26 protein-coding genes are annotated in these 24,669 nt (G+C 60.7%); 9 read left to right on the forward strand and 17 right to left on the reverse strand.

All coding sequences use genetic code 11. The features are described 5' to 3' along the window. Positions 1-7: 7 nt before the first annotated feature. From cysB to AC3ITY_RS24440, 5 genes are all read right to left on the reverse strand, one after another. Positions 8-982: an HTH-type transcriptional regulator CysB gene (gene cysB / locus AC3ITY_RS24420; RefSeq protein WP_007998136.1), complete on the reverse strand. Its 975-nt coding sequence runs from the start codon at positions 980-982 to the stop codon at positions 8-10. Between the two features lie 113 nt (positions 983-1,095). Next, complete coding sequence (locus AC3ITY_RS24425; RefSeq protein WP_056727114.1) at positions 1,096-1,599, reverse strand: universal stress protein; 504 nt, start codon at positions 1,597-1,599, stop codon at positions 1,096-1,098. 95 nt (positions 1,600-1,694) lie between these two features. Then, positions 1,695-2,600 carry a 5'-nucleotidase gene (locus AC3ITY_RS24430; RefSeq protein ID WP_489305492.1) on the reverse strand — a complete coding sequence of 302 codons (906 nt, stop codon included), beginning with the start codon at positions 2,598-2,600 and terminating at the stop codon, positions 1,695-1,697. 25 nt (positions 2,601-2,625) lie between these two features. After that, positions 2,626-3,579, reverse strand: a complete 954-nt coding sequence (locus tag AC3ITY_RS24435; protein ID WP_489305493.1) for a putative 2-dehydropantoate 2-reductase — start codon at positions 3,577-3,579, stop codon at positions 2,626-2,628. Continuing rightward, a complete protein-coding gene (locus tag AC3ITY_RS24440; protein WP_150726281.1) occupies positions 3,576-3,962 on the reverse strand; it encodes a thioredoxin family protein in 387 nt (128 codons plus the stop codon). Before AC3ITY_RS24440 ends, AC3ITY_RS24435 begins: the two co-directional genes overlap by 4 nt. Here AC3ITY_RS24440 and AC3ITY_RS24445 point away from each other — a divergent pair. Further along, positions 3,961-4,404 carry a PilZ domain-containing protein gene (locus AC3ITY_RS24445; RefSeq protein WP_347908105.1) on the forward strand — a complete coding sequence of 148 codons (444 nt, stop codon included), beginning with the start codon at positions 3,961-3,963 and terminating at the stop codon, positions 4,402-4,404. The genes AC3ITY_RS24440 and AC3ITY_RS24445 overlap by 2 nt on opposite strands. A gap of 187 nt (positions 4,405-4,591) precedes the next feature. Continuing rightward, positions 4,592-5,668: a 3-deoxy-7-phosphoheptulonate synthase gene (locus AC3ITY_RS24450; protein ID WP_489305495.1), complete on the forward strand. Its 1,077-nt coding sequence runs from the start codon at positions 4,592-4,594 to the stop codon at positions 5,666-5,668. A 71-nt stretch (positions 5,669-5,739) separates the two neighbouring features. On the opposite strand, the gene AC3ITY_RS24455 is transcribed toward AC3ITY_RS24450, so the two are convergent. Continuing rightward, a complete protein-coding gene (locus AC3ITY_RS24455; RefSeq protein WP_007973562.1) occupies positions 5,740-6,027 on the reverse strand; it encodes a GNAT family N-acetyltransferase in 288 nt (95 codons plus the stop codon). Positions 6,028-6,667: 640 nt separating this feature from the next. On the opposite strand from AC3ITY_RS24455, the gene oprI reads away from it, so the two are divergent. After that, a complete protein-coding gene (oprI, locus tag AC3ITY_RS24460; protein WP_003199355.1) occupies positions 6,668-6,919 on the forward strand; it encodes an outer membrane lipoprotei OprI in 252 nt (83 codons plus the stop codon). Positions 6,920-7,042: 123 nt separating this feature from the next. On the opposite strand, the gene AC3ITY_RS24465 is transcribed toward oprI, so the two are convergent. From AC3ITY_RS24465 to AC3ITY_RS24475, 3 genes are all read right to left on the reverse strand, one after another. Next, positions 7,043-8,017: a L,D-transpeptidase family protein gene (locus tag AC3ITY_RS24465; protein WP_489305497.1), complete on the reverse strand. Its 975-nt coding sequence runs from the start codon at positions 8,015-8,017 to the stop codon at positions 7,043-7,045. A gap of 776 nt (positions 8,018-8,793) precedes the next feature. After that, on the reverse strand, positions 8,794-9,087 hold the full coding sequence (locus tag AC3ITY_RS24470; RefSeq protein WP_003226812.1) for a hypothetical protein: 294 nt from the start codon (positions 9,085-9,087) through the stop codon (positions 8,794-8,796). Positions 9,088-9,142: 55 nt separating this feature from the next. Continuing rightward, positions 9,143-9,748 carry an arylesterase gene (locus AC3ITY_RS24475; RefSeq protein ID WP_008049055.1) on the reverse strand — a complete coding sequence of 202 codons (606 nt, stop codon included), beginning with the start codon at positions 9,746-9,748 and terminating at the stop codon, positions 9,143-9,145. A gap of 10 nt (positions 9,749-9,758) precedes the next feature. On the opposite strand from AC3ITY_RS24475, the gene AC3ITY_RS24480 reads away from it, so the two are divergent. The 3 genes from AC3ITY_RS24480 to greB are packed head-to-tail and all read left to right on the forward strand — an operon-like array spanning position 9,759 to position 13,478. After that, positions 9,759-10,442, forward strand: coding sequence for an ABC transporter ATP-binding protein (locus AC3ITY_RS24480; RefSeq protein WP_489305498.1), 684 nt, complete (start codon positions 9,759-9,761; stop codon positions 10,440-10,442). Beyond that, complete coding sequence (locus tag AC3ITY_RS24485; protein ID WP_489305499.1) at positions 10,442-12,946, forward strand: ABC transporter permease; 2,505 nt, start codon at positions 10,442-10,444, stop codon at positions 12,944-12,946. The genes AC3ITY_RS24480 and AC3ITY_RS24485 overlap by 1 nt, the downstream gene beginning before the upstream one ends. Positions 12,947-12,980: 34 nt before the next feature. Further along, the gene (gene greB, locus AC3ITY_RS24490; RefSeq protein WP_007973570.1) at positions 12,981-13,478 is read left to right on the forward strand and encodes a transcription elongation factor GreB; all 498 of its coding nucleotides are present in this window, start codon (positions 12,981-12,983) and stop codon (positions 13,476-13,478) included. A 3-nt stretch (positions 13,479-13,481) separates the two neighbouring features. On the opposite strand, the gene AC3ITY_RS24495 is transcribed toward greB, so the two are convergent. From AC3ITY_RS24495 to AC3ITY_RS24505, 3 genes are all read right to left on the reverse strand, one after another. Then, a complete protein-coding gene (locus AC3ITY_RS24495; protein WP_046043367.1) occupies positions 13,482-13,790 on the reverse strand; it encodes a hypothetical protein in 309 nt (102 codons plus the stop codon). 246 nt (positions 13,791-14,036) lie between these two features. Beyond that, positions 14,037-14,471 carry a DoxX family protein gene (locus tag AC3ITY_RS24500; RefSeq protein WP_046042643.1) on the reverse strand — a complete coding sequence of 145 codons (435 nt, stop codon included), beginning with the start codon at positions 14,469-14,471 and terminating at the stop codon, positions 14,037-14,039. A gap of 103 nt (positions 14,472-14,574) precedes the next feature. Continuing rightward, entirely contained in the window at positions 14,575-15,996 is a 1,422-nt protein-coding gene (locus AC3ITY_RS24505; protein ID WP_489305501.1) for an MltF family protein, read from the reverse strand. Positions 15,997-16,233: 237 nt separating this feature from the next. Between AC3ITY_RS24505 and AC3ITY_RS24510 the strand changes: the two genes are divergently transcribed. Together AC3ITY_RS24510 and AC3ITY_RS24515 are read left to right on the forward strand one after the other, a co-directional pair. Next, on the forward strand, positions 16,234-17,040 hold the full coding sequence (locus tag AC3ITY_RS24510; RefSeq protein ID WP_489305502.1) for a TatD family hydrolase: 807 nt from the start codon (positions 16,234-16,236) through the stop codon (positions 17,038-17,040). A gap of 288 nt (positions 17,041-17,328) precedes the next feature. Further along, complete coding sequence (locus AC3ITY_RS24515; protein ID WP_489305503.1) at positions 17,329-17,694, forward strand: terminase; 366 nt, start codon at positions 17,329-17,331, stop codon at positions 17,692-17,694. On the opposite strand, the gene AC3ITY_RS24520 is transcribed toward AC3ITY_RS24515, so the two are convergent. The 3 genes from AC3ITY_RS24520 to AC3ITY_RS24530 all read right to left on the reverse strand — a co-directional run bounded on the left by AC3ITY_RS24520 (position 17,695) and on the right by AC3ITY_RS24530 (position 19,814). Next, positions 17,695-18,492 (reverse strand): acyl-CoA thioesterase, encoded by a 798-nt coding sequence (locus AC3ITY_RS24520; protein WP_489305505.1) that lies wholly within the window; start codon positions 18,490-18,492, stop codon positions 17,695-17,697. Positions 18,493-18,676: 184 nt separating this feature from the next. Next, entirely contained in the window at positions 18,677-19,435 is a 759-nt protein-coding gene (locus tag AC3ITY_RS24525) for a CHAD domain-containing protein (protein WP_489305506.1), read from the reverse strand. Between the two features lie 100 nt (positions 19,436-19,535). Further along, on the reverse strand, positions 19,536-19,814 hold the full coding sequence (locus AC3ITY_RS24530) for a hypothetical protein (protein ID WP_008000319.1): 279 nt from the start codon (positions 19,812-19,814) through the stop codon (positions 19,536-19,538). 221 nt (positions 19,815-20,035) lie between these two features. Between AC3ITY_RS24530 and AC3ITY_RS24535 the strand changes: the two genes are divergently transcribed. Further along, positions 20,036-21,073: a patatin-like phospholipase family protein gene (locus AC3ITY_RS24535; RefSeq protein ID WP_489305507.1), complete on the forward strand. Its 1,038-nt coding sequence runs from the start codon at positions 20,036-20,038 to the stop codon at positions 21,071-21,073. 166 nt (positions 21,074-21,239) lie between these two features. On the opposite strand, the gene AC3ITY_RS24540 is transcribed toward AC3ITY_RS24535, so the two are convergent. Together AC3ITY_RS24540 and AC3ITY_RS24545 are read right to left on the reverse strand one after the other, a co-directional pair. Further along, on the reverse strand, positions 21,240-21,938 hold the full coding sequence (locus AC3ITY_RS24540) for a response regulator (protein WP_489305509.1): 699 nt from the start codon (positions 21,936-21,938) through the stop codon (positions 21,240-21,242). Between the two features lie 48 nt (positions 21,939-21,986). Then, positions 21,987-24,638, reverse strand: coding sequence for a DUF4118 domain-containing protein (locus tag AC3ITY_RS24545; RefSeq protein WP_489305510.1), 2,652 nt, complete (start codon positions 24,636-24,638; stop codon positions 21,987-21,989). Between the last annotated feature and the right edge of the window lie 31 nt (positions 24,639-24,669).

Raw genomic sequence — 24,669 nt, forward strand, 5'->3', positions numbered from 1 at the left:
AACGCTATCAGTGAACGGGCAGTTCGACGCCGTCGAACAGTTCTTCCAGTTCCTGCTTGTTGTGGCATTGAATGGCCTTGGCCATGACTTCGCGGGTCAGGTGCGGCGCGAACTTCTCGATGAAGTCGCACATGAAACCCCGCAGGAAGGTGCCGCGGCGGAAGCCGATCTTGGTCACGCTGGACTCGAACAACTCACTGGCATCAAGCACTACCAGGTCGCTGTCGAGTTTGCTGTCGACGGCCATTTTCGCCACGATGCCCACCCCCAGACCCAGGCGGACATAGGTCTTGATCACGTCAGCGTCGGCAGCGGTGAACACCACTTTCGGCGTCAGGCCGCGATGGCTGAATGCTTCGTCCAGTTTCGAACGGCCGGTAAAACCGAACACGTACGTCACGATCGGGTACTCGGCCAGCGCTTCGAGGGTCAGTTTCGACAGCTTGGTCAGCGGGTGGCCCTGAGGCACGACTACGCAACGGTTCCAGCGGTAGCATGGCATCATCACCAGATCACCGAACAGCTCGAGCGCTTCGGTGGCAATGGCGAAATCCACGGTGCCGTCAGCGGCCATTTCGGCGATTTGCATCGGCGATCCCTGGTGCATGTGCAGGGCCACGTCCGGGTATTGCTTGATGAAATTGCTGATCACCGGCGGCAACGCATAACGCGCCTGGGTGTGAGTGGTGGCAATCGACAGGGTGCCCTTCTTCTCGTTGGAGAACTCCTGGGCGATCTGCTTGATGCTTTCAACCTTGCGCAGAATCTCGCCAGCGGTGGTAATGATGCGCTCGCCGGCCGGGGTAACGCGGGTCAGGTGCTTGCCGCTGCGGGCAAAAACCTCGACGCCCAGTTCATCTTCCAGCAGACGGATCTGTTTACTGATACCCGGTTGAGAGGTGTAAAGGCTTTGGGCTGTAGCGGAAACGTTGAGGTCGTGGTGCGCCACTTCCCAGATGTAGCGCAATTGTTGAAGCTTCATATGAATCCCTCAAAGCAGGTAGACGCCACGGGCATCAGCGACGGTATATAACTATATTAATGGCATGAAGAATAAATCTAGAACTTTTTTATCAAGTTGCCACTATTCGTGTTCTAGCGATCCCCTTGGCGACGACGTTGCACCAGCGGCACCAGATAGACCGGCACCTTGGACAGTTGCAACACACGGGCGGCGGTTCGGCCCAAAGGCGTTTCCGCACCGGCACCGTGGCTGTGACTACCTACGATCAACAAATCCACGGAGAGTTTCTGCGCCTGGTCCAGAATCACCTGCGATGGGTCGCCTTGCAGCACCCGCACCGCCTGAATCCGCTCCAGGTCATGCTCCCCCTCATCCCCCAGCTCTTCACGAAAACTGTCGAGCACCCGCTGCTCGATACTGGCAATCACCGTATTCAGGCCCTGGCTGTGAAACTCGTTCAGCGCCTGTTCATCGAGGTAACTTTGCAGCACCGATTCGGCAAACAACCCCATGGGTTCAACCGCATGCACGACATACAAACTGGCATTGAAGGTCCGGGCCAGCTCCAGGGCATGCTGCATCACCACGGGCGCGTACAGGCCGAGATCAGTGGCATACAGCATCGAACGAATCATATGACCTCCTCGACTGCCAACATGGCGGAGATTTGATTCAGCTTAGCAGTGCCTTGGCGACTACGACGTCCCGCGCAACGCATTGAACGGCGGGCTTAAACCTTTTGCTCGTTGCTTATGCCATGGGGCACATGACCGGTGGCGACGACTTCACGGGCCAATTCGCAGTGGCCGGCCTGATCGTCGAAAAACACGTCGGCCGCGAAAGCTTCGAGGAAGGCCGACTTGGTCAGGCCGCCGAGGAACAGCGACTCGTCCAGCCGTATATCCCATTCGCGCAACGTACGAATCACCCGCTCATGGGCCGGCGCCGATCGCGCCGTGACCAGCGCGGTACGGATCGGGCAGGCGTCCTCCGGGAACTCACGCTGCAACAGGTTGAGGGCCGCGAGAAACCCCTTGAACGGCCCTCCGCGCAACGGCTCGCGGGCGGCCTGACGCTCGCTGGCCTGGAACGCTTCCAGACCACCGGCCTGATAAATGCGCTCCGACTCATCGGAAAACAGCACCGCGTCTCCATCGAAGGCAATGCGTAACTCGTCGCTGGCCGCACGGCTGGCACCACCCGACAGAATGGTCGCTGCCGCGAACCCGGCGTCCAGTGCATTGCGTACGTCTTCGGCGTGGGTCGAGAGAAACAGGTCGCAGCCAAAGGCCTTGAGGTAGGGATACGGACTGCGCCCGCCGACAAAGGCCGCCCGGGAAATCGCCAGTCCGTAGTGGTCAATCGAGTTGAACACCCGCAGCCCGGTGTCGGCGCTGTTGCGCGACACCAGAATCACCTCGACCCGGGCGCGGCCGAGGCTGTTATTGAGGTTCAGGAGTTTCTGCACCAACGGGAAAGCATCGCCGGGCTGGAGGATTTCGTCTTCGTGTTCGATCTGATACTGCCGGTAGGCTTCGACGCCACTCGACAGGTAGACCTTGTGGCTTTCGCTCAGGTCGAACAGCGCCCGCGAAGAAATCGCCAGCACCAGCTTGTCGTCAATTGCCTTTGGCATGCCCTTCCCCCTCAGGTCGGTCGACTCAGGTGTTGCGTCGATCAATGAAACTCAAACTGCGATACAAGGCCTCGATGCGTGGCATCTCACACCCGGATGCCTTCGCCGCCGCCAAAGGCCGGGCGTAGATCGCGGCCAGTTCCAGCGGTCGCTTGTGCAAGTAATCGTGGTACATGCTCGGCCAGTAGTCGGGCATCTTTTCGGTCACCATGAACAAATGCTCGGCATACCCTGCCGGTACGTCGTGCCCGCAGGCAACAGCGCCTTGCACCACTTCAGCCATCAGCGCCTTGATCAGCACACGACTGTCAGCATCGGCCATCAAGGGTGTGGTGCTCGCTCCCAGCAAAACCGAGAGACCGTTGTAAGGGATATTCCAGACCAGTTTTTGCCAACGTGCCTGATGTAAATTCGCCATGGCCAGGGAATCGAGGCCGGCGCTGCGAAACAGCCCGACGCCCTCCTCGACAATTGCGCTGCGTGCCGGCCCATCGGCGGGACCGCTGTGATAACCCACATGCACCGCGCCCAGCGCCTGATGGGTAATGACACCCGGCGCCTCGCGATGGACGCAGATGTAGCACAGCCCTCCAAGCACATGCAGCGAATCGGGGAGCAACGCGCGCAGGCTGTCTTCGACGTCCAGGCCATTTTGCAGCAGCAGTACCCTGGCATTCGGTGCCGCCGCCTGCAGGATGGCAGGTGCCAGGTCGGCGTTGCTGGTGGTTTTCGCGCCCACCAGCAGCCAGTCGCAGGGCGGCATGTCTTCAGCGTTCGAATAAGCCTGTACCGGGTTCAATGTCAGTGCCCCGTGGGGCGCACTATCGACCCGCAGCCCATGCTCAGCCACCGCGGAAAACTCGCTGCGCAGCAGAAAATGCACATCAAAACCGGCACGCGCCAGCATCACTCCGTAGAAACCGCCGATTGCGCCGGTCCCGATAATGCCGATCGTCGGCCTGGCAACTGTCCCCATCATGGCAACTCCTCTGCTGTTCGACTCAGCGCCTGGCGCACGGCCCTATTGAGCTCGGTGTCGGTCAGGCGCGATTTCAGCGCTCCAAAGAATTCGCCGTCGCGAACGACAAACAGCGCCGGCAAGTGAAAGACCTGATAACGCTCGACCACCCCGCCGTTGTTGCCAGCATCGATCCAGCACAGTCGATCGACTGCCAGGTCGAGTGTCGGCAATTGCTCGCGGGCAAAACGGCAACTGGCGCAGCCGACACTGGTGAAAATGACCAGCGATACACCGCTCATCGCCAGCAGTCGTTGGTCGACGTCAAAATCGGTCAGTTCCAATTCGACCACTATACTGGAGGGAACAATGTCAGATGGCCGACACATGGAGTCTGTGTTCATGGGACGATTTATTCCTCACCCTGACGAAGTGCCCGTCGAATTAACGTTGCTGAAACCTGAATGTATTTCGCGACGACAGCTGCACACTATCAGCCTCGGGGGCATGGCTTGCAATTATCACCGCGCGTGGCGCCACGGCACGGCGCTGGAGGTACGCATGCCGACCGTGAACCCGGACATGCGCTACCTGGGCTATGTCGCCTGGTGCCTGCGACGTAAGCGCGGTTACCTGGTGGGCATCGCCTTCGTCGATGAACAAACGCTGTTCAGCGCCCGAATGGGCGAGCAGGTGTGCCAGATAGAACGCTACTGCCGCCTGCATGACGCCCACGAAGACTTGCAGGATATCCAGGCCCTGGCCCTCGAATGGGTCCAGGAGCATGCCGACGAGTTCTCTCACGATTCGGTGCGCAAGGCTTTTGCGCAGCCGGTGCTGGAATAGGGGTGTTCTTGATCGGTTTGCCCCTCATGGCAGGGAAACTGACTGCGAAAGCCCACCAAACCGGCGTCTGCCCATTGTCGAGCCACGGTGTAACGCGCTAAGGTTCGGCTCCCCGACGCGCTTAATTTGCTGTGTTCCGCCGCGCGGGTTCGCTGGCGGCCGGCACCCGTGACCTGACGAGTAAACGATGGCTGATTTACCGATCAACGACCTAAACGTCGCCTCCAACGAGACTCTGATCACTCCCGATCAGCTCAAGCGCGATATTCCCCTGAGCGACGCCGCACTGCGCACCGTCACCAAGGGCCGCGAAGTCATTCGCAACATTCTGGATGGCACTGACCACCGCCTGTTCGTCGTCATCGGGCCTTGCTCGATCCACGACATCAAGGCCGCCCACGAATATGCCGAGCGCCTGAAGGCTCTCGCTGCCGAAGTGTCCGATACCCTGTATCTGGTCATGCGCGTGTATTTCGAGAAGCCACGTACTACCGTGGGCTGGAAAGGCTTGATCAACGACCCGTACCTGGACGACTCGTTCAAGATCCAGGACGGCTTGCACATCGGTCGCCAGTTGCTGCTGGACCTGGCCGAAAAAGGCCTGCCGACCGCCACCGAAGCCCTCGACCCGATCTCCCCGCAATACTTGCAGGACCTGATCAGCTGGTCGGCCATCGGCGCGCGCACCACCGAATCCCAGACTCACCGTGAAATGGCCTCCGGCCTGTCCTCGGCCGTCGGCTTCAAGAACGGCACCGATGGCGGCCTGACCGTGGCGATCAACGCCCTGCAGTCGGTTTCCAGCCCGCACCGCTTCCTGGGCATCAACCAGGAAGGTGGCGTGTCGATCGTGACCACCAAGGGCAATGCCTACGGTCACGTGGTGCTGCGCGGCGGCAACGGCAAGCCGAACTACGATTCGGTCAGCGTTGCGCTCTGCGAGCAGGCGCTGAACAAGGCGAAGATCAAGCCGAACATCATGGTCGATTGCAGCCACGCCAACTCCAACAAGGATCCGGCCCTGCAACCGCTGGTGATGGAAAACGTCGCCAACCAGATCCTCGAAGGCAACCAGTCGATCATCGGCCTGATGGTTGAAAGCCACCTGAACTGGGGCGCCCAGGCGATCCCGAAAGACCTCGCCGACCTGCAGTACGGCGTGTCGATCACCGACGCCTGCATCGACTGGACTGCGACCGAAAACACCTTGCGCAGCATGCATGCCAAGCTCAAGGATGTGCTGCCTAAACGCGATCGCAGCTGATCGTTTTTGCAGCACACAAAAAAACGCCGGGCTGAACCCGGCGTTTTTTTATGCGTTCGTTTTGTTGAAGGTCACTGACTCAGCTTGGCCGCATGCCGCTGGTGACGCTCCATGTAGCGCTCGACGTAGGAGCACGATGGAATGACCGTGTAGCCCATTTCGTCAGCGTACTCCAGCGCCTTCTCGGTCAAGGCTGCCGCAATACCGCGACCACGCAATGCGTTGGGCACGAAGGTGCGATAGATATCCAGGGTCTGTTTCCCCAGATCCATATAGGTCAGATAGGCACGATGACCGTCCACATTGGTCTCGAACTGATGACCAGCCTGGTCATGGTGGATGGACAACGCCTCGCTCATCACTACTCCTCGCGGGTCTGGAATTTTGACCCCTACCTTACCGATGTTTTTCCGGCGAAGGAACATCTACGCCACCCCGTGCCTGAATGGACACCGAGAAGAGCTGCACCGATCTCGCGCTACCGAGCACGTACAAATAGTAGGCACCATTGGCAGAAATGCTCAAGGTGCGCTCGTCATCGTGCGGGTTGGCGGGTGCTGCTCCGGATCACGCAGGATTGGCTCGACCGAAGATCACTCCAGGTCGATAGCCTGTACATTGCCGGATGTTGAGACTTAAGACGAGCGCCCGTTGTTAAAGTCACCTGAACATCGAGAAAGATATTGAGAGGCGCCACACAAAAGCCGAACAAAAGTGTAGACGAATCCATGTAGGCGGACTTTAGCCGGACCAGGAAAAAGAGCACCCTGCCACAGGAACTTTTTCTCGCGTGCTCGCTCAGCCACGGGCCTTGCAGCTGGATACTTTTTAAACAATTCAGTTAAAAGTTGCTCGAAAAAGAATCAACGCCTACAATTTTTTTTGCTTCTTGCGTCACGTCAGTTTTACTTACTACAAGTAATGGGTAGTATGTACGCCGGCTATTTCCTCAATCGGAGGAGATAGCTACTTAATAGAAAGTCCTTGAAGGGGAACACGATGAACAACGTTCTGAAATTCTCTGCTCTGGCTCTGGCCGCAGTTCTGGCTACCGGTTGCAGCAGCGCATCGAAAGAAACCGAAGCACGTCTGACCGCTACTGAAGACGCAGCTGCTCGCTCCCAGGCTCGTGCAGACGAAGCTTACCGTAAAGCTGATGAAGCTCTGGCTGCTGCTCAAAAAGCACAACAGACTGCTGACGAAGCTAACGAGCGTGCTCTGCGCATGCTGGACAAAGCTAGCCGCAAGTAATAATCCTTCGGGATTGTTATCAAGCCGACCCATTTTTTGGGTCGGCTTTTTTATTGCCCGGCGTTTCTCCAGGCAATAAAAAACCCGTCGACGCGGTCCGCGCCGACGGGCTCTTTTCCAGCGTCACTGCAGCGGGTCGACCGGAGTGCTCGACACCATCGGTACGACGCCGTTACCCGGCACAGCGATCTCTACCGGCAGGCCGTCTTCAGCGGCGACCACATCACGCACCACATCCCAGTTCATGCGCAGGTTGTTGGTGATGTCTTCGCGCTTGAGCATCGCATTGATGACTGCAGTGTGCTTGTCGACCACCGACGGGTTGCCCTTGTCGTCCAGCGGCGTATGCGCCTCCAGATAGACCTTGCCGCCACTCAGGCCAAACTTGTACGGGTCGTTGATGATCCGCACCGACGTACCGACCGGTACCATGCCCGCCATTTCCAGCACGTTGTTGTTGAACATGCGGAAGCAACCGTGGCTGGTGCGCATGCCGATACCGAACTTCTTGTTCGAACCGTGGATCAGGTAGCCCGGCGTGCCCAGGGTGAACTTGAACGGCCCCAGCGGGTTGTCAGGGCCGGCCGGCACGACATTGGGCAGCGGATCACCGTCTGCTGCGTGCTCGGCCTTGATCGAAGCCGGAGGCGTCCAGGTAGGGTTCGGTGTCTTGGCGGTGATGCTGGTGTGGGCAATCGGCGAGCCCCAGCCTTCACGACCGATACCCAGCGGGAACGTGTACACCACGTTCTTGCCTTTCGGGTAGTAGTAGAGGCGGTACTCGGCCAGGTTGATCACGATGCCTTCACGCGGGCCTGGTGGCAGGATGAAGCGGGTCGGCAGGATGATTTCCGTGCCGGCGCCTGGCAACCAGGCATCGACTCCCGGGTTGGCCGCGACCATTTCCGTGTAGCCCAGATCGTAGGCGGTACCAAGGTCGGCGAAGGTATCTTCGTACTTGGCCTTGATCACCTGCACCTGGCCGATGATGTCCTCACCTGGCGGTGGCAGGGGAAACTCCAATGCTGCGACTGGACCGGCTACAAAGAGGGCGGCAAGAGTCAGGCAGCGGGTGACGGCAGGAAAGCGCGACAACATCCGGAAAATCCTTCGCATGATCAACTGAGGGTATAAGAACGCGATTGTACACCGCCATCCGTTATTTCGGGGAGATCGCCCGATTGCAGGCAGTGCTAGGCGATTTTGAGATTGTCCTCGATCCCGTGTGGGGGCGAGCTTGCTTGTGATGGCTGTGTGGCAGGCGGCGTGGATTTTTGAGGGTGTACATATCCGTTTTTGCGGTAACTGCCGCTAATGGTTCCGCCCTTATGCGGGTTACTTGGATAAGCCCCAAGTAACCAAGGGCTCTTGCCCCTGACGTTCGGTGCCTCGCCTAGGCTCGGCATGCCCTCGCTCCGGTCCTGCTCCGTGGGCCCGCCGCACCGTCGCTCCCACAGAAGAGCAAAAGCGGATCGGCGTACACCTTCGCTCTTCACCACTCATCAGGCCGAGCGTTAGCTCGCCTACAGCTCTTGATCTTGATCCACCCGCCCCCTCGGAAGGCTGAGTGGAGGTGTTCATCCGGGGGTGGGCGCGCAGCGCCGTTCGGCGCAGCCGAACACATCGAGAGGAGGTCGAGCGAAGCCGACCGGAGGGCAATGCCCCCGGATGAATGCCGGAGCGAAGGAGCCCCGAGCCTTGGCGAGGGGCCGTACGTAAGGGACGAGTGATTTTTGGGTTATTTTTTTAGGCGCTTGTAAAAAAAGTGACTCGCCGTAAGGGCTAAACCATATGCCGCCGTTACCAAAAAAACGGATATGTACGCGGTCAACAAAAGACAGGCCGGCTGTCAGGCCGCCTCGACTCCTGACGGATCAAAGCTCGAACCGCAACTCCGGCCAGATCGGCGACGTACCCCGTTTCTGCGACTCAAGAATGGCCCGGCACAACGAACACAGCCGCTGGTCCTGAAACACCCGGCGATCAACACTCGACCAGCGCGGTTGCGCCGGCAACAGACTGCCACACAGGGTCCGGTCCGCCGAACCGCCCAACTCCAGCTGACGGGTCACCAGATGCACCCGCACTTCCTGGCAGGCGAACAGATCCAGCTGTTCGTCAGGCTCGATCAGTTGGTAGGCAAATAGTGACCAGGCGGGACGCGGCATCGGGGGCTCCAAATCGGGGCGCCACCTTAGCCGAAAGCCTTCTTCTAGAAAAGTGTCATAACAGCGGTTTTAGAGTAGGCCAGACATTTTCCAGCAACTTGTCCTGGGCCCCGGCCGCCGGATGTATGCCGTCGGCCTGCATCAAGTCAGGATGGCCGCCCACGCCGTCGAGGAAAAACGGCACCAGCGGGATCTTTTTCTCATCGGCCAGGTTGCTGTAGACCTCGGCGAACGCCTTGGTGTAACGCGCACCGTAATTGGGTGGCAATTGCATCCCGAGCAACAGCACCTTGGCACCGCTGGCCCGGGAGCTGTCGATCATCGAAGCAAGATTTTGTTGCAATTGAGTTGGCAGCATCCCGCGCAGGCCGTCATTGCCGCCCAACTCGAGGATCACCAGTTCCGGTTTATGCTCTGCAAGCAGCGCGGGCAGGCGCGCCTGGCCTCCGGCACTGGTGTCGCCACTGATAGACGCATTGATCACTTTGTCGTCGAAACCTTCGCGCCTGAGCCGTTGCTCAAGCAGCGACACCCACCCCAGCCGGGTATCCAGCCCGAAACCGGCGCTGATACTATCGCCAACGATCAGGACTGTACCCGCCGCTGCGTTTTGGGCCATGCACATCAAGGCCAGGCCAGCACTCAAAAACCAGACACGCATCGGACTCTCCATGGGCGCAAGCATTCTCATCGCGAAGGACCTTAGCAAAGTGGTTCCCAGCGCGGAAGGTGAACTGACCATCCTGCACCAACTCAGCCTGGAACTGAACAGGGGCGATAGCCTGGCCATCGTCGGCGCTTCCGGCTCTGGCAAGTCCACCCTGCTGGGCCTGCTTGCCGGTCTCGACCTGCCGAGCAGCGGCGAAGTCACTCTTGCAGGGCAAGGCCTGAGCAACCTCGATGAAGACCAGCGTGCACGCATCCGCGCCGAGCATGTGGGTTTTGTGTTCCAGTCATTCCAGCTGCTCGACAGCCTCAATGCCCTGGAAAACGTCATGCTTCCGCTGGAGCTCGATGGCCGCAAAGACGCCCGCGAACGCGCCACCCAATTGCTACAACGGGTAGGGCTGGGCCAACGCCTGACTCACTCGCCGCGCCAGCTCTCCGGAGGCGAGCAACAACGCGTGGCGATTGCCCGCGCGTTTGCCGCCGAGCCCGATGTGCTGTTCGCCGACGAACCGACCGGCAACCTCGACAGCCACACCGGCGAGCGCATCAGCGACTTGCTGTTCGAGCTCAACCAAGAGCGCGGCACGACCCTGGTACTGGTGACTCACGATGAACGCCTGGCCCATCGTTGCCGGCGCCTGATCCGTCTTGAAGCCGGCCTGCTGGTCGCCCCTCTGGAGCCTTGATGGCACGTCTGCCGCTGTTGCGCCTGTTCAGTATCGCCATCCGCCAATTGCTGCGCGATGCCCGCGCCGGTGAGTTGCGCGTGTTGTTTTTCGCCTTGCTGGTGGCCGTGGCCGCCAGCACCGCCATCGGCTATTTCGGCGCCCGGCTGAACGGCGCCATGATGCTGCGCGCTACCGAATTTCTCGGTGCCGACCTGCTGCTCGAAGGCAGTTCGCCTGCGCGCCCCGAACAGATAAGAAGCGGCACCGAACTGGGTCTGGAACACGCTCAAGTGGTGGAGTTCTCCAGCGTCATCGCCACCGACAACAGCATCCAGCTGTCCAGCATCAAGGCCGCCGACGACACCTACCCGCTACGCGGCGAATTGAAAAGCGCGCCCGCACCCTTCGCCGCGGAAACCGTCGGTGGCGGACCGCAACCCGGCGAAGCCTGGGTCGAGGCGCGCCTGCTGACCGCCCTGGACCTGAAGATCGGCGACAGCATCGATGTCGGCATGAAAACCCTGAAACTGGCGCGGGTGCTGACTTACGAACCCGACCGCGCCGGCAACTTCTACAGCCTGACGCCGAGAGTGCTGATCAACCTCGACGACCTTGCGGCAACCGGCGTGGTGCAACCCGGTAGCCGGGTCAGTTATCGCGAATTATGGCGAGGCAATGCTCAGGCACTCGAGACGTATCGGCAACTGATCAAACCGGGCCTTGCCGCCAACCAGCGCTTGCAGGACGCCCGCGACGGCAACCGGCAGATCGGCGGCGCCCTGGGCAAAGCCGAACGCTACCTGAACATGGCCAGCCTGGTGGCGGTGTTGCTGTCCGGCGTGGCGGTGGCGCTGTCGGCAACCCGTTTCGCCACCCGCCGGTTCGATGCCAGTGCCTTGCTGCGCTGCCTCGGGCTGTCACGCCGGGAAACCATGGTGTTGTTCAGCCTGCAACTGACCGTGCTCGGGCTGCTGGCCAGCATCAGTGGCGCCCTCATCGGCTGGCTCGCACAGCTGGGGCTGTTTGCCCTGCTGCATGACTTGTTGCCGACCGACGTGCCTCCGGGCGGGCTGTTTCCGGCCGTTGCCGGGATCGGCACTGGACTGGTGGCGCTGGCCGGATTCGCCTTGCCGCCACTGGCGGCTCTGGGCCGGGTTCCGCCATTGCGCGTGCTGCGTCGGGACATGCTGCCGATCCCTTCCAGCACCTGGATGGTCTACGGCGCAGCGCTGGGCGCACTCGCCCTGATCATGTGGCGCCTGAGCCTGGACCTGATGCTGACCTTTGCCCTGCTCGGCGGCGGCGTGATTGCAGCGCTGGTGCTGGGCGGCTTGTTGTTGCTGCTGTTGAAGAGTCTGCGGCGCATGCTGGCTCGTGCATCCTTGCCCTGGCGCCTGGGACTGGGCCAACTGCTGCGTCATCCGCTTGCTGCCGCGGGCCAGTCCCTGGCATTCGGCCTGATTCTGCTGTCGATGGCACTGATTGCGCTGCTGCGCGGCGAGTTGCTGGACACCTGGCAGAACCAGCTGCCGAAAAACGCGCCAAACTACTTCGCGCTGAACATCCTGCCGGCGGACAAACAGGCCTTCATCGATCACCTGATCGCCGTGTCGGCGCAATCGGCACCGCTGTACCCGGTGGTTCCGGGGCGCTTGATCAGCATCAACGGCGAACCGGTGCAACAAATTGTCACCAAGGAATCGGCAGGTGATCGGGCAATCCAGCGCGACCTGAGCCTGACCTGGGCCGCGGACCTGCCGTCGGGCAACAAACTCACGGCCGGCAATTGGTGGAACGAACAGACGCCGGACGATGTTCCCGGCGTGTCGGTAGAAGGCAAGGTCGCCGAAAGCCTGAAAATCAAGCTCGGCGACCATCTGGTTTTCAGCGTTGGCGGGGTCAACCGCGAGGCGAAAGTCACCAGCCTGCGGGAGATCAACTGGGACAACTTCCAACCGAACTTCTTCATGATCTTCCAGCCCGGCACCCTCAAGGATCTACCGGCGACCTACCTGACCAGTTTCTATCTGGCATCGGGTCACGATCAGCAGATTGTCGACCTGTCCCGCGCTTTCCCGGCGGTAACCATCCTGCAGGTCGAAGCCTTACTGGAGCAACTGCGCAGCATCCTCGCCCAAGTGACCCTGGCGGTGGAGTACGTGTTGTTGTTCGTGTTGGCAGCGGGGATGGCGGTGCTGTTCTCCGGCCTGCAAGCGACGCTGGATGAGCGCATTCGCCAGGGCGCGTTGCTGCGTGCGCTGGGGGCGGAGCGGCAATTGCTGGTCAAGGCTCGGCGTATCGAGTTCGGTTTGCTGGGCGCAGTCAGTGGCTTGCTGGCGGCACTGGGTTCGGAAGTGGTGAGTTGGGTGCTCTATCGCTACGCCTTTGACCTGCCGTGGCATCCGCACCCATGGCTGTTGCTGCTGCCACTGCTGGGCGCCGTGCTCATTGGTGGTGCCGGGGTGTTCGGCACCCGTCGGGCATTGAACGTCAGCCCGCTGACAGTCCTGCGCGAGGGTTGATAGACTCCTGCCATCCTCACCACAAGAAGCTGTCATGAGCCGTTACCGCCCTCCCCGCACCGCTGGCACCGCGCTGATCACCCCCGAGGGTGAAGCGCGGATGCGCGCCGAGTTCCACGAGCTGTGGCATGTACGTCGGCCCCAGGTTACCCAGGCTGTCAGCGAAGCCGCGGCCCAGGGTGATCGCTCGGAGAACGCCGAATACACCTACGGCAAAAAGATGCTGCGAGAGATCGACAGCCGCGTGCGTTTTCTCACCAAACGTCTGGAAGCGCTCAAGGTTGTCAGCGAAAAACCCAGCGATCCGAACAAGGTCTATTTCGGCGCCTGGGTCACGATCGAGGACGAGGATGGCAAAGAGTCGCGCTACCGCATTGTCGGGCCGGATGAACTGGACCTCAAACAGGGCCTGATCAGCATCGACTCGCCCTTGGCCCGCGCACTGATCGGCAAGGCACTGGACGCCGAGGTTCGGGTCCAGACACCTACCGGTGAACAGTGTGTGTACATTGTGGCAATCGACTACCCGTGAGCTTTAACGCCGGGTAATCAACCCTTGCCGGGCAACGCGGGTCAGTTGCCGGATCACTTCAGGCGCATCTTCGAGACTGGGGGATTGAATCACCGCCAGGTCGAAACTGTCGTCGGCGAAACGAGCGAGCGACTCACCGTCTTCGACAAACTGGATCAGGAAGGCAGCAGGACCGCCGGTACGACGTGGCCAACCATCGAGATAACGCAAGAGCGTCGGCTGATGTTTGCCACCAAGCAGGATTTTTGGATTGCGCTGGGTCAGGTGTGCCGTGATCGGCGCGGGACGTACAACAGCGTTTAGTGCATTCATTGTGTCGTGTCTCTGCCTCAAAAGTCTGCATGGCAGGTGAGAGGCAACACCGAACCAGCGCTTTAGCGGTATTTCGAAGCCTGTTCTGGCTTCTATCGGTAACTGGATGAGTCACCTGGCGCCCCGCAAGTAGCTGTTTAAATCGGCGCATGAGCAACATCCTAGAGAAGCTGACTGGACAGTGTCAAGAATGACGCTCAACAAAAAAGGCCCGACAATGCGGGCCTTTTCGTTGAGCCAGAGCGGTCAACCAGCGATGGCACGGTCCGCCGAGAGTTTGCCCGCACCTTCGATCAATACAGCGATACTGCCACCGAGCAAGGCCAGGGCGAATTCATAACCGTTGTTGGCCATGAACAGACCGTTGCTGATGTGCACCGAGAAAATCGCGACCAGCAACAGGAAGGCCAGGCCAAGCGCGGCCGGGCGAACCAGCAAGCCGATGATCAGGGCCAGGCCGGCGAAGAATTCGATGCCGCCCGCCAGTGTCGCCATCAGGTAACCCGGCGTCAGTCCGAGGCTTTCCATGTACTGCGCGGTTCCAGCCAGACCATAGCCACCGAATGCCCCGAAGAGTTTCTGCGAGCCGTGAGCGGCGGAAATAATGCCGACCACGATGCGCAGAACCGTCAGGCCGTAGCCAGCGCGGGTAGACAGTACCTTGTTGATCAGAGTGCTCATGCTGATTCATTCCTTGTAAGTGTGTGTTGGTTGGCCGCTATATTAATCAGTAATTCACATGTTAAAAGCGCAAAAAACCCGCCATAACAATCAGATTAGTTGATCATTTTCGTGAGGCAACTTTTTGCTCCTGGGGCTCCAACGACTCGCGCTCCCGGTCGAACGCCAAGTAATACTTGTTCACGCTATTAACATAGCTGACAGGCCCCATACCCACTTGCTCCATGGCAATGCGTTCGACCTGGAAAAACCACTGGTTGGGATTCAAGCCTCGCCGCCGCGCTTCGGCGCGCATGCCCTGGACCCGCTCCGGCCCGATGTTGTAGGCCGCCAGCACGAAGGCCATGCGTTCGCGCTCGTTGAGTTTCGGGCTGGCAAAGAACTTGCGCCGGATCATCGCCAGGTACTTGGCCCCGGCCTGCACATTGCCATCAAGATCCTGAATATTGTTGACCCCTACCCGCTGCGCCGCAGAAGGCGTGATCTGCATCAGACCGGTCGGGCCACCATCACTGCGGGCGGCAGGTTGCAGGGCTGACTCCTTGAAGGCCAGCGCCGCCAGGTTCAGCCAGTCCATGCCCTGGGCATCAGCGTGTTTCTGCAGCACCGGGCGAAGTTTTTCCAGACGCTGCCGGTCCGCTTTGGCCAGTGGATAGTGCACTTGATAGAGACGACGATAGATCCGCAGGAACGCGACGTCCTGATCCGATGGTTTTTTGTAGACGGTGAGGAAGCGATCGATGCTGGCCCGCAACATCGAGGCATCGCGGCGCACGAACCAGAACTCTTCCCCTGGATCACTGACGAGTACCTGCTTGTCGAAACGCAGCTTGGGCAGGATTTTGCCCCAGCGTTCGGCGATCGGCTGCTCGACGATGGTCAGGTGGAAGATCCCGCCCTGCACCATCTCCAGCACATCCTCGACGGCAAGGCTCGGATCGACCCATTCGATTGTGACCGGTGGCAGTTTGTGCAAGGCGAGCTTTTGATTGATCTGGCTGACGGCATCTCCGGCGGCGCTGCCGGCGGGTAACGCCAGGGTCTTGCCGGAAAGCTGTTCAAGCCTGGTGTAGCGGCGTTCGCCCTTGATGCCCACCAGGACCAACGGGATGTTGCTGGCAATCGGCTCACTGGTGCTGACGGCGAAGCCGGGTTGCAGATCGAGCAACTCGCCTGGCGCCACCAGGTCGCCCTCCCCGCGCTGCAATGCGCCAAGCAGTTGATCCTTGGCCTTGGGAATGATCTTGAGGGTGATTTCCTGGCCGTCACGGGCGTGGCCGTTGAGGTATTGCTCGAACGCTCTCAGGCGATGGTATTCGACCCCGATCGCCTGCCCCTGGACTTCGCCGGAACTGTTGCGGCTCTGGTTGACCAACACCCGCAGTACACGGCTGCTGCGAATTTCCGCGAGGTCGCGGACCTTGCTGGCCGGTACGGCTTGCAGCGGCCCGGGCAGACGCGCGACCGCCGTCATCGGCAGTAGCAGCGAACAACACAGCAGTAGCAAAACCGAGGGACGAATCATCCACTCTCCGGAAAGAATATGAGGCCCGCTTCAATGACGAAAACCATCAAGCGCGGCGACAAAAACAGAGCGCCCAAGGCGCCAGCAAAGTGCGAAAGACTGGCACAATGATGGCAAAACTACCAACCCGGCCTGGTCCGCGGCTCAAGAGACAGCGTTAACCCGTTGTAGTTCTTGGCTTTTCTTATAAATCCACGGCTCTGATATGCTTTCCGGCCTTTGGGCCGAGGTAGCACCATGAAACTCATCGATATCGGCGTCAACCTGACCAACGCCAGTTTTGCCGACAAACACCAGGCCGTACTCGACCGCGCCTACGCGGCCGGCGTGTGCCAACTGGTGCTGACCGGCACCAGTGTCGAGGGCAGTGAACAGGCCCTTGAGCTGTGCCAGCAACTGGACGAAAGCGCCCAGCGCCTGTTCGCCACCGCCGGTATTCACCCTCACTGCGCCAGCGACTGGAACGCCGACAGCGCCCGACGTTTGCGCAGCTTGCTCATGGAGCCGAATGTGGTGGCCGTGGGTGAGTGCGGGCTGGATTTCAACCGTGATTTCTCGCCGCGCCCTCAACAGGAGAAAGTCCTCGAAGAACATCTGGCCATGGCCGTCGAATTGCAGCTGCCGGTTTTTCTGCACGAGCGCGACGCCAGCCAGCGTTTGCTGGAAATCCTGCGCGACTTCCGCGACCGACTGCCGGCCGCGGTGGTGCACTGCTTCACTGGCGAACAGAAGGCACTGTTCAGCTATCTCGACCTGGACTTGCACATCGGCATTACCGGCTGGATCTGCGACGAGCGCCGGGGCACGCATTTGCATCCGCTGGTCAAGGAGATCAAGCGCGGACGCCTGATGCTCGAAAGCGATGCACCGTACCTGCTGCCGCGCAGCCTGCGCCCCAAGCCGAAAAACGGGCGGAACGAGCCGGCGTACCTGACCGAAGTATTGCGCGAAGTGGCGCTGCATCGGGGGGAAAGCCAGGAAGATCTGGCGGCGCACACTACAGCCTGTGCGCGGGCGTTTTATGGGCTGCCATTGATCTCCTGATTAACATAAATCCCTGTGGGAGCGGGCTTGCCCGCGATAGCGGACTTTCAGATAACAACGATGTTGGATGTCATGTCCTCATCGCGGGCAAGCCCGCTCCCACAGGTGACCGAGTTCTTTCATTAGAATGCGGACGAATGTGGGGGCTTGCCCGCGATGAGGCCGGAACCGGCAACATCAATCCAGACCATGACACCTATCAAGCCAATAGCCAGCCTTGATTCGCCGCCAGCATTGACCGGGCCTATTCTTCCTACATGTGTTCAACATGGATCGAGGATCAGCATCATGGGCAAACGTCACCCCAACCTTCCCGCCTGGCAATGGCGAGCGTACCCGAACAATCATCAGCACCCGACCAATCTGGTGTTGCACCTGATCGCGGTGCCGCTGTTCATCGTGGCATTTCTGCTGATCGTGTCCGGGGTGTTCAGCCTGAGCCTGGCAAACATCGCCATCGGCGTGATCGGTGTGATGGCGGCGCTGGCCTTGCAACGCCACGGCCACAGCCTGGAGACCCAAGTCGCCGAACCCTTCAGTGATCGCAAGGATGCGGTATCGCGTCTGTTGGTCGAGCAGTTCCTGACGTTTCCGCGGTTCTTCCTCAGCGGTGGCTGGTGGCGCGCCTGGCGTGAGCGCCACCGCCGTCACTGATCAGGCGAACACGGTCACCGTCTGCCGGCTCATGGCGATCAACCGGCCATCCACGCTCCACATTTTGGCGGCGGCATGCCCGTAGCCGTCGGCGGCGTACTCGGTTTCGACGAGGTATTTGCACCAGTCCAGGGTGTTCAGTTCCAACAGCGGTTGCACGAACTCGATGGTCCAGGTCAGCGTGCTGCCCATCGCCGGTTTCTTCAAAAACGGCATCAGGGCCGGTGGCCAGGCGTCCACCAGCGCCAGGATATGCGCCTCGCTGATGGCCTCTTCCTTTACATCACCGCGCAAGCGTACCCAGCCACCCATTTGCCGGGATGTACTAGCGCTGAACGGCAGCCCGCCGACACTCCAGCGCATCGCCAAATGCCGCATGAACTCCGGGATGACACCTTCGACAAAAGGCAATTCCTGGCATTCGTCCCAGTGCTTCATTTCCGGTGCCGGTTCAGCGGCCACCGCCACTTCCGAGGGGCGCGAGGCACCAAAGCTGCCCTGGATCAACGTCACCACCTGGCCCTTCTGCATCACCCGGCCCAGCACTTGGCTGACGGCCTTGCCTTCGCGCAGCACCTCGACCTCAAAACTGACCGGTACCTCGGGTTCAACCGGGCCGACGAAGGTGATTGCCAACGAACGCACCGGACGATCTACCGGAACCCGGGCACGCATGGCTTCGTACTGCAAAGCAGCCACCAGGCCACCGAAACTGGCTCGCCCCTGGGCCCAGGAGGCCGGGATAGACAGCTCCAGCGGTTGGCTGCGGACAGCGTCGAGCAGTTCGGAAAAGCGCATGAAAACCTCTGGGATCGGAAAAAGATGAAGGGATCTTAACCAGCCAGCGAAGGCTATACAGCACCCATTCCGGCCAAATTGACTGACAGATGAGCCGTGCTCGGCTCTAACACAAAATCCATGGGCTCAATGTTGCCCATGTGGGAGCGAGCCTGCTCGCTCCCACAATGGATCTCGAGAGGTCTCAGGACTTGAAGCAATCGCGACTGAGTTTTTCCAGTACCCGGTCCGCGCGGCTTTCGGCCTCGGCCATGGTGGCTTCCCACACGGCAACACAGGGCTGCAAATCCGCTTCCCGTTCAGCCATGGCCAGCCATTGCACGCAATCGTGCCAGTCACCCAGCGCGCCCTGGGCCGATTTCAGTCGGGGTATGGCCGCTTTCGGCAAACGGTCCAGCTCGGGGTAAGCGTCGATGCCATAGCGCACGCGCTTGATCAGCAGGCGCAGCCGATGTCGGTCATGAGTCGGATCGTGCAGGGCCTCGTCGAGTTTTTTCCACTGCTGGCCCAGGCGTTTTTCGATGCGCTTGCGCAGGCCCTTGAGCAATCCCTGGCGCTGGGCGGCACGCAGAAAACGCGGAAACGCATCGAGGACGATCAACATCTGCGCGAGCTCGGGACTGGCCGCCACAGCCGGATAGGCCTCGGCCATTTGCGCCATGCGCCACTGTGCGGCTTGGGGTTGATGGTGCTGGAGCAGGTACGCCGCCAGCACTTCGCGATCACGCAATGGCGTGCTCAGATCGCCCACCCGGGAGGCCGCCGCTTCAAGTTGTTCGACACCGGGCTGCCCGCGCAAGGGTCGCAACAGGCTGCGCAACCGACGCATGGTTGTGCGCAGATCGTGTAACGCTTCAGGGTCTGTACGCTCTTTCAAGCGGGCCTGACAGGCCAGCAGACGAACTTCCAGGCCCAGAACCTGAGCCACCAACCGATCGATCATGGGGGTTTACTCCGTAAACAGCGCCAGGCTGCAAGCCTCGAGCTGCAAACCCGATGAGTCTTGCAGTTCATAGCTTAGAGCCTGCAGCTGCTTTTTGCCTTCAACGCCCCGCGCGCGACTCACGAATATAGAAGCGGGCCTTTTCGGCTTTGGTGGTGCAGCCTTCGAACCCCTCGAATTGCTGCTGGGTCTTGGCTGCGGTCAACAGCGACAGGGCCTTGGAGTAACTGACGGTCCCGGCAAAACCTTCGGCCTTGGCCAGGTCCAGTTCATGCCATGCAGCATCCAGGTTGCTACCGCAACTGTCGCGATAAGCAGTTTTGCCGGCACAACCGGCGAGCGCCAGGGCAATCAATGGCACGCAGATCCAGGCTTTCATCACTCACTCCTCAAAGATAGGTCAACAGTCGTGCAGGTAAGACGTTGTGGCACCTGAAAAGTGCCGTTGGTCCGCTGTGCAAACTATAGCGCTGACGAGAATAACCATGTGCCGCCATGGAGTGTCGAAAATACGACGCTCTTGCCCCATCGAACGACCATGGCGATTGAAGCATGCCCCTCGATGGGTGCATTGTTGAATCATTCAAACGAGGGCGATCCATGAAAAAGCGTGTCGCACTGGTATTGGGCTCGGGTGGAGCCCGGGGTTATGCACATATCGGGGTCATTGAAGAGATCGAACGGCGCGGCTATGACATTGCCTGTATCGCCGGTTGCTCCATGGGCGCGGTGGTGGGCGGGATCTACGCCGCCGGCAAACTCAAGGATTACCGCGACTGGATCGAGAGCCTGGACTATCTCGACGTATTGCGTCTGGTGGACGTCAGTTTTCGTCTGGGGGCGATTCGTGGCGAGAAAGTCTTCGGGCAGATCCGCAAGATCGTCGGCGAGATCAACATCGAAGACTTGCGCATCCCCTACACCGCGGTTGCCACCGACCTGACCAACCAGCAGGAAATCTGGTTCCAGGAAGGTTGCCTGCATCAGGCCATGCGCGCCTCGGCAGCGATTCCCAGCCTGTTTACCCCGGTGATGCAGGGCAACCGCATGCTGGTCGACGGCGGCATTCTCAACCCGCTACCGATCGTGCCCGTCGTGTCGAGCCATTGCGATTTGATCATCGCGGTCAACCTCAACTCCACCAACCAGCGCCACTATCAATTGCCAGTCATCCAGCGTCCCGCCGCCTTCAAGACCCGCTTCGACAGTCTGATCAACTCCGTCGGCTCGAAGCTGCCGTTCCGGCGCAAACAGGCTGAACAATTGTTGGTTCTGGAACAGGAAGCCTTGAAGGCCGAAGGTGCGGACTTCAATCCGTGGATCGAATCCGCCGAGCCCGAGGCGCAGCAACCCGCGGCCGCTCCGCAAGCCAGTGGCGCCCCCCGCTCCGCCACCGGTTCGTTCATCATCGACAACGTCGGACCGGCGTCCTTGCTGGATTTGATCAACCAGAGTTTCGAGGTGATGCAGACGTCGCTGGCGCAGTACAAGATTGCCGGGTACCCACCGGACATCCTGATCAACGTGCCCAAGCGCGTGTGTCGGTTTTTCGAGTTCTACAAGGCGCCGGAGCTGATCGCGCTGGGACGGGAGATTGCGCGGGATACGCTGGACAGGTATGAGAATGAGCAGAACTGAGCGCCTGAAAACTCTCGATTGAATGTAAGGGCCTCATCGTCGGAACGCCGCCCGGAGCAAGCTCGCTCCCGCAGTGAATCTTTGGTGTTCACAAAATGTGTGTCTGACCAGGATCCCATGTGGGAGCGAGCCTGCTCGCGATGGGGCCGGATCATTCAGCACAAAACTAAAGGCTGCCCTCACTCAACAACCGATACCCCACCCCTGCCTCGGTCACGATGAACCTGGGTTGGGTCGGGTCATCCGCGAGTTTCTGGCGCAAGTGCCCAACCACGATACGCAAGTAGTGAGTGTCTTCGGTGTGGGTCGGTCCCCAGATGTCCTTGAGCAATTGCTGCTGGGTGATCACCCGCCCCGGATGCCGCGCCAGTTGCGCCAGCACGGCGTATTCCTTGCGGGTCAGCGCGACTTCGACTCCGTCGAGCAGCACCCGGCGATACGCCAGGTCGACCGTCAACGGACCAAAGGTCAACGCTGCTTGTTGTATCTCGCCTGCGGGTGCCTGGCGCAATAACGCCCGAATCCGCGCCAGGAACTCCTGGATGCCGAACGGCTTGGTCACGTAGTCATTGGCGCCGCCATCCAGGGCTTCGACTTTCTGCCCTTCACTGGCGCGCACGGAGAGCACCAGCACCGGCACCGTCGACCACTCGCGAAAATCGCGCAATACCTGTTGGCCGTCCATGTCCGGCAAGCCGAGATCGAGCACCAGCAAGTCCGGTTTGTTCAACGCAGCTTGCGCCAACCCTTCGCTGCCGGTGCCCGCCTCCAGCACTTTATAGCCCTGGGAAGCGAGGCTGATGCGCAGGAATTTGCGGATCTGCGGTTCGTCGTCGATGACCAAAATGGTTGCGGTCTGGCTCATGAATTCACATCAACACAAAGAAGTGGCAAGAGATTAGCGCAAGCTCGATCAGGCTTCACTTTCGTATCCCGGCTGTGCCTGCAACGGCAGGTGCAATATGATGCAAGTGCCGCGCCCCTCGATGCCGTCGGTAACGCTGATGCGCCCGCCATGGGCACCGACCATGCCCTGACAAATCGCCAGCCCCAGCCCGGTACCCTGCCCGCCGCGATCACCCCGCGCCGCGGTATAGAACATGTCGAAAATCTTCGCCCGTTCCGCCTCCGGAATCCCCGGGCCCTCATCGCTGACTGAAAAAAACAGCTCACTGTCATCGGCCCCGGCGCGCAATTGCAAACGCCCGTGGGGCGGCGAAAACCGCGCGGCGTTTTCCATCACGTTGATCAGTGCCTGTTCGATCAGCGCGGCATGCACATACAGCAACGGTAACTCGGCCGACACGTCAGTGCTGACCTGCAGCGACGCAAGGACTGTCCGCAGGCGATTGAGCGCACTGCCGACGATGTCCGCTGGCGACACCCAATCCCGCGCCAGCTTCAACGCACCGTGGCCGAGGCGGGTCATGTCGAGCAGGTTTTGAATGTAGCGGTCGAGGCGCTCGGCTTCATCGCGGGTGCCTTCGAGTAACTCACGCCGATCCTCCAGCGGGATCGCTTCACCCAAGGCCAGCAGGCTATCGATACTGCCACGCATGGACGTCAGCGGAGTGCGCAAATCGTGGGACACCGACGCCAGCAAGGCGCTGCGCAGTTGCTCGGTTTCGCCGTGCAGCCGCGCCGCTTCCAGATCATCGGCCAGTTGCGCCCGGGCCAGCGCCTGGGCCAGCGGCTGGCTCAGCGCAGTCAACAAGCGTCGGCGCTGGCCGCTCAGGGTCTGGCCTTCCCTGGCGCACACACCAAGCAACGCCAGTGGGCCGTCCTCCACCGATAATGGCCACCACCACCAGCGGCCGAACGGCAAAGTACCGGTGCCCGCACCCGCGGGTTGATCGTGCTGCCAGGCCCAATCGGCGGCGGCGCGCTCGGCTTCGGTGAACTCCAGCGGGCCACCGGTTTCGACTTTCCAGCTGCTTTGCCCGTCGCGATTGAGCAGGCACAGTTGTACATCGTTCCAACCGTTGAGGTGCTGGGCGGCCGCGCTGACCACAGCCTGGCGGTCGGTGGCGGCGGTGAGCTTGCGTGACAGGTCGAGCAATTCGGTGGTCTCTTCCTGGGTATCGCGCAGTGCCTGCAATTGCCTGCGCTGGCGCGCCGCCAGGTTGCCGGTGAGGGCCGCCATCAGCAGGAAGAACAACAAGGTCAGCACGTCTTCTTCGCGCTGGATACTGAAAGAGAAATTCGGCGGAATGAACAGGAAGTCATAGGTCAGGAAAGACAGCGCCGCACAGGCCAGCGCGGGTCCGAGACTGCTGCGCACTGCCACCAGCAACACCGCTGCAAGGAACACCAGGGAAATGTTCGGCAAAGGCAGAACACTCGCCACGGCCCAGGCCAGGGCGCTGGCCAGAACCGTCGCGACCACGACCAATGCGTAGTCGAACCAGACCAGTGAATGCATCGACCGCTGATGGGGTTGATGCTGTTGATGATCGCTGTCGAGAACGTTGATCTCCAGTCCGCGCGCATTACGCAGCAACCGTGCCGCCAGCCCGCCCCCGAACAGACGTCGGCGCAACCGCGGCCGGGACTGGCCGACCAGCACCAGGCTGGCCCGGCGTTCGGCCGCATGCTGGATCAGGGTTTTCGCCACTTCACCGGCGCGCAGCAACACCACTTCGCCTCCCAGCCGCTCAGCCAGTTGCTGGGCGCTTTGCAGACGCAGGCGGGACTGCTCGTCACGCACGCTGCCATTGTCCACGTGCACCAGGCTCCAGGGCAGGTGCCGCCGCTGGGCCACGCGACTGGCATGCCGTACCAGGCGCTCGGCCTGGGCATCGCCGTCGACCCCAACCAGCAAACGCCCGCGCACGGCCGGCGCCGCTTGCCCCAACTGACGATACCCTTGGGCCAGATCGTTATCGACCTGAGCCGCCGCCGTTTGCATCGCCAGCTCGCGCAGGGCCGTCAGGTTGGTCTGGGAAAAGAACGCGTCGATGGCCGCCCGCGCCTGCTCCGGCACATAGACCTTGCCATCGCGCAGACGCTCCAGCAGCTCCCGTGGCGGCAAGTCGATCAGCAGCAGTTCATAGGCTTCCTGCAACACCCAGTCCGGCAGGGTTTCGCGGACCTGCACGCCGGTGATGCCGCGCACCTGGTCATTGAGGCTTTCCAGGTGCTGGACGTTGACCGTGGTGTACACGTCAATGCCGGCGGCGAGCAGTTCCTGAATGTCCTGCCAGCGCTTTTCGTGACGGCTGCCCGGAGCGTTGGTGTGCGCCAGTTCGTCGACCAACACCAACTTCGGTTTGGCGAGGAGCAGACCGTCGAGATCCATTTCTTCGAGCAACACGCCACGGTACTCGGATCGCACCAACGGCTGCTGCGGCAAGCCGCCGAGCAGGGCTTCGGTTTCGGCCCTACCGTGGGTTTCGACGACGCCTGTGATGATTTTCACCCCTTGGCGTAACTGGGTGTGGGCCGCTTGCAGCATGGCGTAGGTCTTGCCGACACCCGGCGCGGCGCCGAGAAACACCTTGAGCCGGCCACGGCCATCGCGGGGCAGGTCTGCTAACAGCGCGTCGGCGCGGCCGGAGTTGCTCATGCTTGGGAATCTCTTTTTTCAGATGTTGTTG

The organism is Pseudomonas sp. GL_091, from assembly GCF_057837725.1.

Bases quoted from the DNA above. Each gene is read 5' to 3' on its own strand.
- AC3ITY_RS24520 (WP_489305505.1), bottom strand. From the start codon at position 18,492: ATGCGCTTTTCCGAACTGCTCGACGCTGTCCGCAGCCAACCGCTGGAG.
- AC3ITY_RS24475 (WP_008049055.1), bottom strand. From the start codon at position 9,748: ATGCGTGTCTGGTTTTTGAGTGCTGGCCTGGCCTTGATGTGCATGGCC.
- AC3ITY_RS24470 (WP_003226812.1), bottom strand. From the start codon at position 9,087: ATGCCGCGTCCCGCCTGGTCACTATTTGCCTACCAACTGATCGAGCCT.
- oprI (WP_003199355.1), top strand. From the start codon at position 6,668: ATGAACAACGTTCTGAAATTCTCTGCTCTGGCTCTGGCCGCAGTTCTG.
- AC3ITY_RS24495 (WP_046043367.1), bottom strand. From the start codon at position 13,790: ATGAATGCACTAAACGCTGTTGTACGTCCCGCGCCGATCACGGCACAC.
- AC3ITY_RS24465 (WP_489305497.1), bottom strand. From the start codon at position 8,017: ATGTTGTCGCGCTTTCCTGCCGTCACCCGCTGCCTGACTCTTGCCGCC.
- AC3ITY_RS24445 (WP_347908105.1), top strand. From the start codon at position 3,961: ATGGGACGATTTATTCCTCACCCTGACGAAGTGCCCGTCGAATTAACG.
- AC3ITY_RS24430 (WP_489305492.1), bottom strand. From the start codon at position 2,600: ATGCCAAAGGCAATTGACGACAAGCTGGTGCTGGCGATTTCTTCGCGG.
- AC3ITY_RS24540 (WP_489305509.1), bottom strand. From the start codon at position 21,938: ATGAGCCAGACCGCAACCATTTTGGTCATCGACGACGAACCGCAGATC.
- AC3ITY_RS24450 (WP_489305495.1), top strand. From the start codon at position 4,592: ATGGCTGATTTACCGATCAACGACCTAAACGTCGCCTCCAACGAGACT.
- AC3ITY_RS24530 (WP_008000319.1), bottom strand. From the start codon at position 19,814: ATGAAAGCCTGGATCTGCGTGCCATTGATTGCCCTGGCGCTCGCCGGT.
- cysB (WP_007998136.1), bottom strand. From the start codon at position 982: ATGAAGCTTCAACAATTGCGCTACATCTGGGAAGTGGCGCACCACGAC.
- AC3ITY_RS24510 (WP_489305502.1), top strand. From the start codon at position 16,234: ATGAAACTCATCGATATCGGCGTCAACCTGACCAACGCCAGTTTTGCC.
- AC3ITY_RS24455 (WP_007973562.1), bottom strand. From the start codon at position 6,027: ATGAGCGAGGCGTTGTCCATCCACCATGACCAGGCTGGTCATCAGTTC.
- greB (WP_007973570.1), top strand. From the start codon at position 12,981: ATGAGCCGTTACCGCCCTCCCCGCACCGCTGGCACCGCGCTGATCACC.
- AC3ITY_RS24425 (WP_056727114.1), bottom strand. From the start codon at position 1,599: ATGATTCGTTCGATGCTGTATGCCACTGATCTCGGCCTGTACGCGCCC.
- AC3ITY_RS24525 (WP_489305506.1), bottom strand. From the start codon at position 19,435: ATGATCGATCGGTTGGTGGCTCAGGTTCTGGGCCTGGAAGTTCGTCTG.
- AC3ITY_RS24440 (WP_150726281.1), bottom strand. From the start codon at position 3,962: ATGAACACAGACTCCATGTGTCGGCCATCTGACATTGTTCCCTCCAGT.
- AC3ITY_RS24535 (WP_489305507.1), top strand. From the start codon at position 20,036: ATGAAAAAGCGTGTCGCACTGGTATTGGGCTCGGGTGGAGCCCGGGGT.
- AC3ITY_RS24435 (WP_489305493.1), bottom strand. From the start codon at position 3,579: ATGATGGGGACAGTTGCCAGGCCGACGATCGGCATTATCGGGACCGGC.
- AC3ITY_RS24500 (WP_046042643.1), bottom strand. From the start codon at position 14,471: ATGAGCACTCTGATCAACAAGGTACTGTCTACCCGCGCTGGCTACGGC.
- AC3ITY_RS24480 (WP_489305498.1), top strand. From the start codon at position 9,759: ATGGGCGCAAGCATTCTCATCGCGAAGGACCTTAGCAAAGTGGTTCCC.
- AC3ITY_RS24505 (WP_489305501.1), bottom strand. From the start codon at position 15,996: ATGATTCGTCCCTCGGTTTTGCTACTGCTGTGTTGTTCGCTGCTACTG.
- AC3ITY_RS24485 (WP_489305499.1), top strand. From the start codon at position 10,442: ATGGCACGTCTGCCGCTGTTGCGCCTGTTCAGTATCGCCATCCGCCAA.
- AC3ITY_RS24545 (WP_489305510.1), bottom strand. From the start codon at position 24,638: ATGAGCAACTCCGGCCGCGCCGACGCGCTGTTAGCAGACCTGCCCCGC.
- AC3ITY_RS24515 (WP_489305503.1), top strand. From the start codon at position 17,329: ATGGGCAAACGTCACCCCAACCTTCCCGCCTGGCAATGGCGAGCGTAC.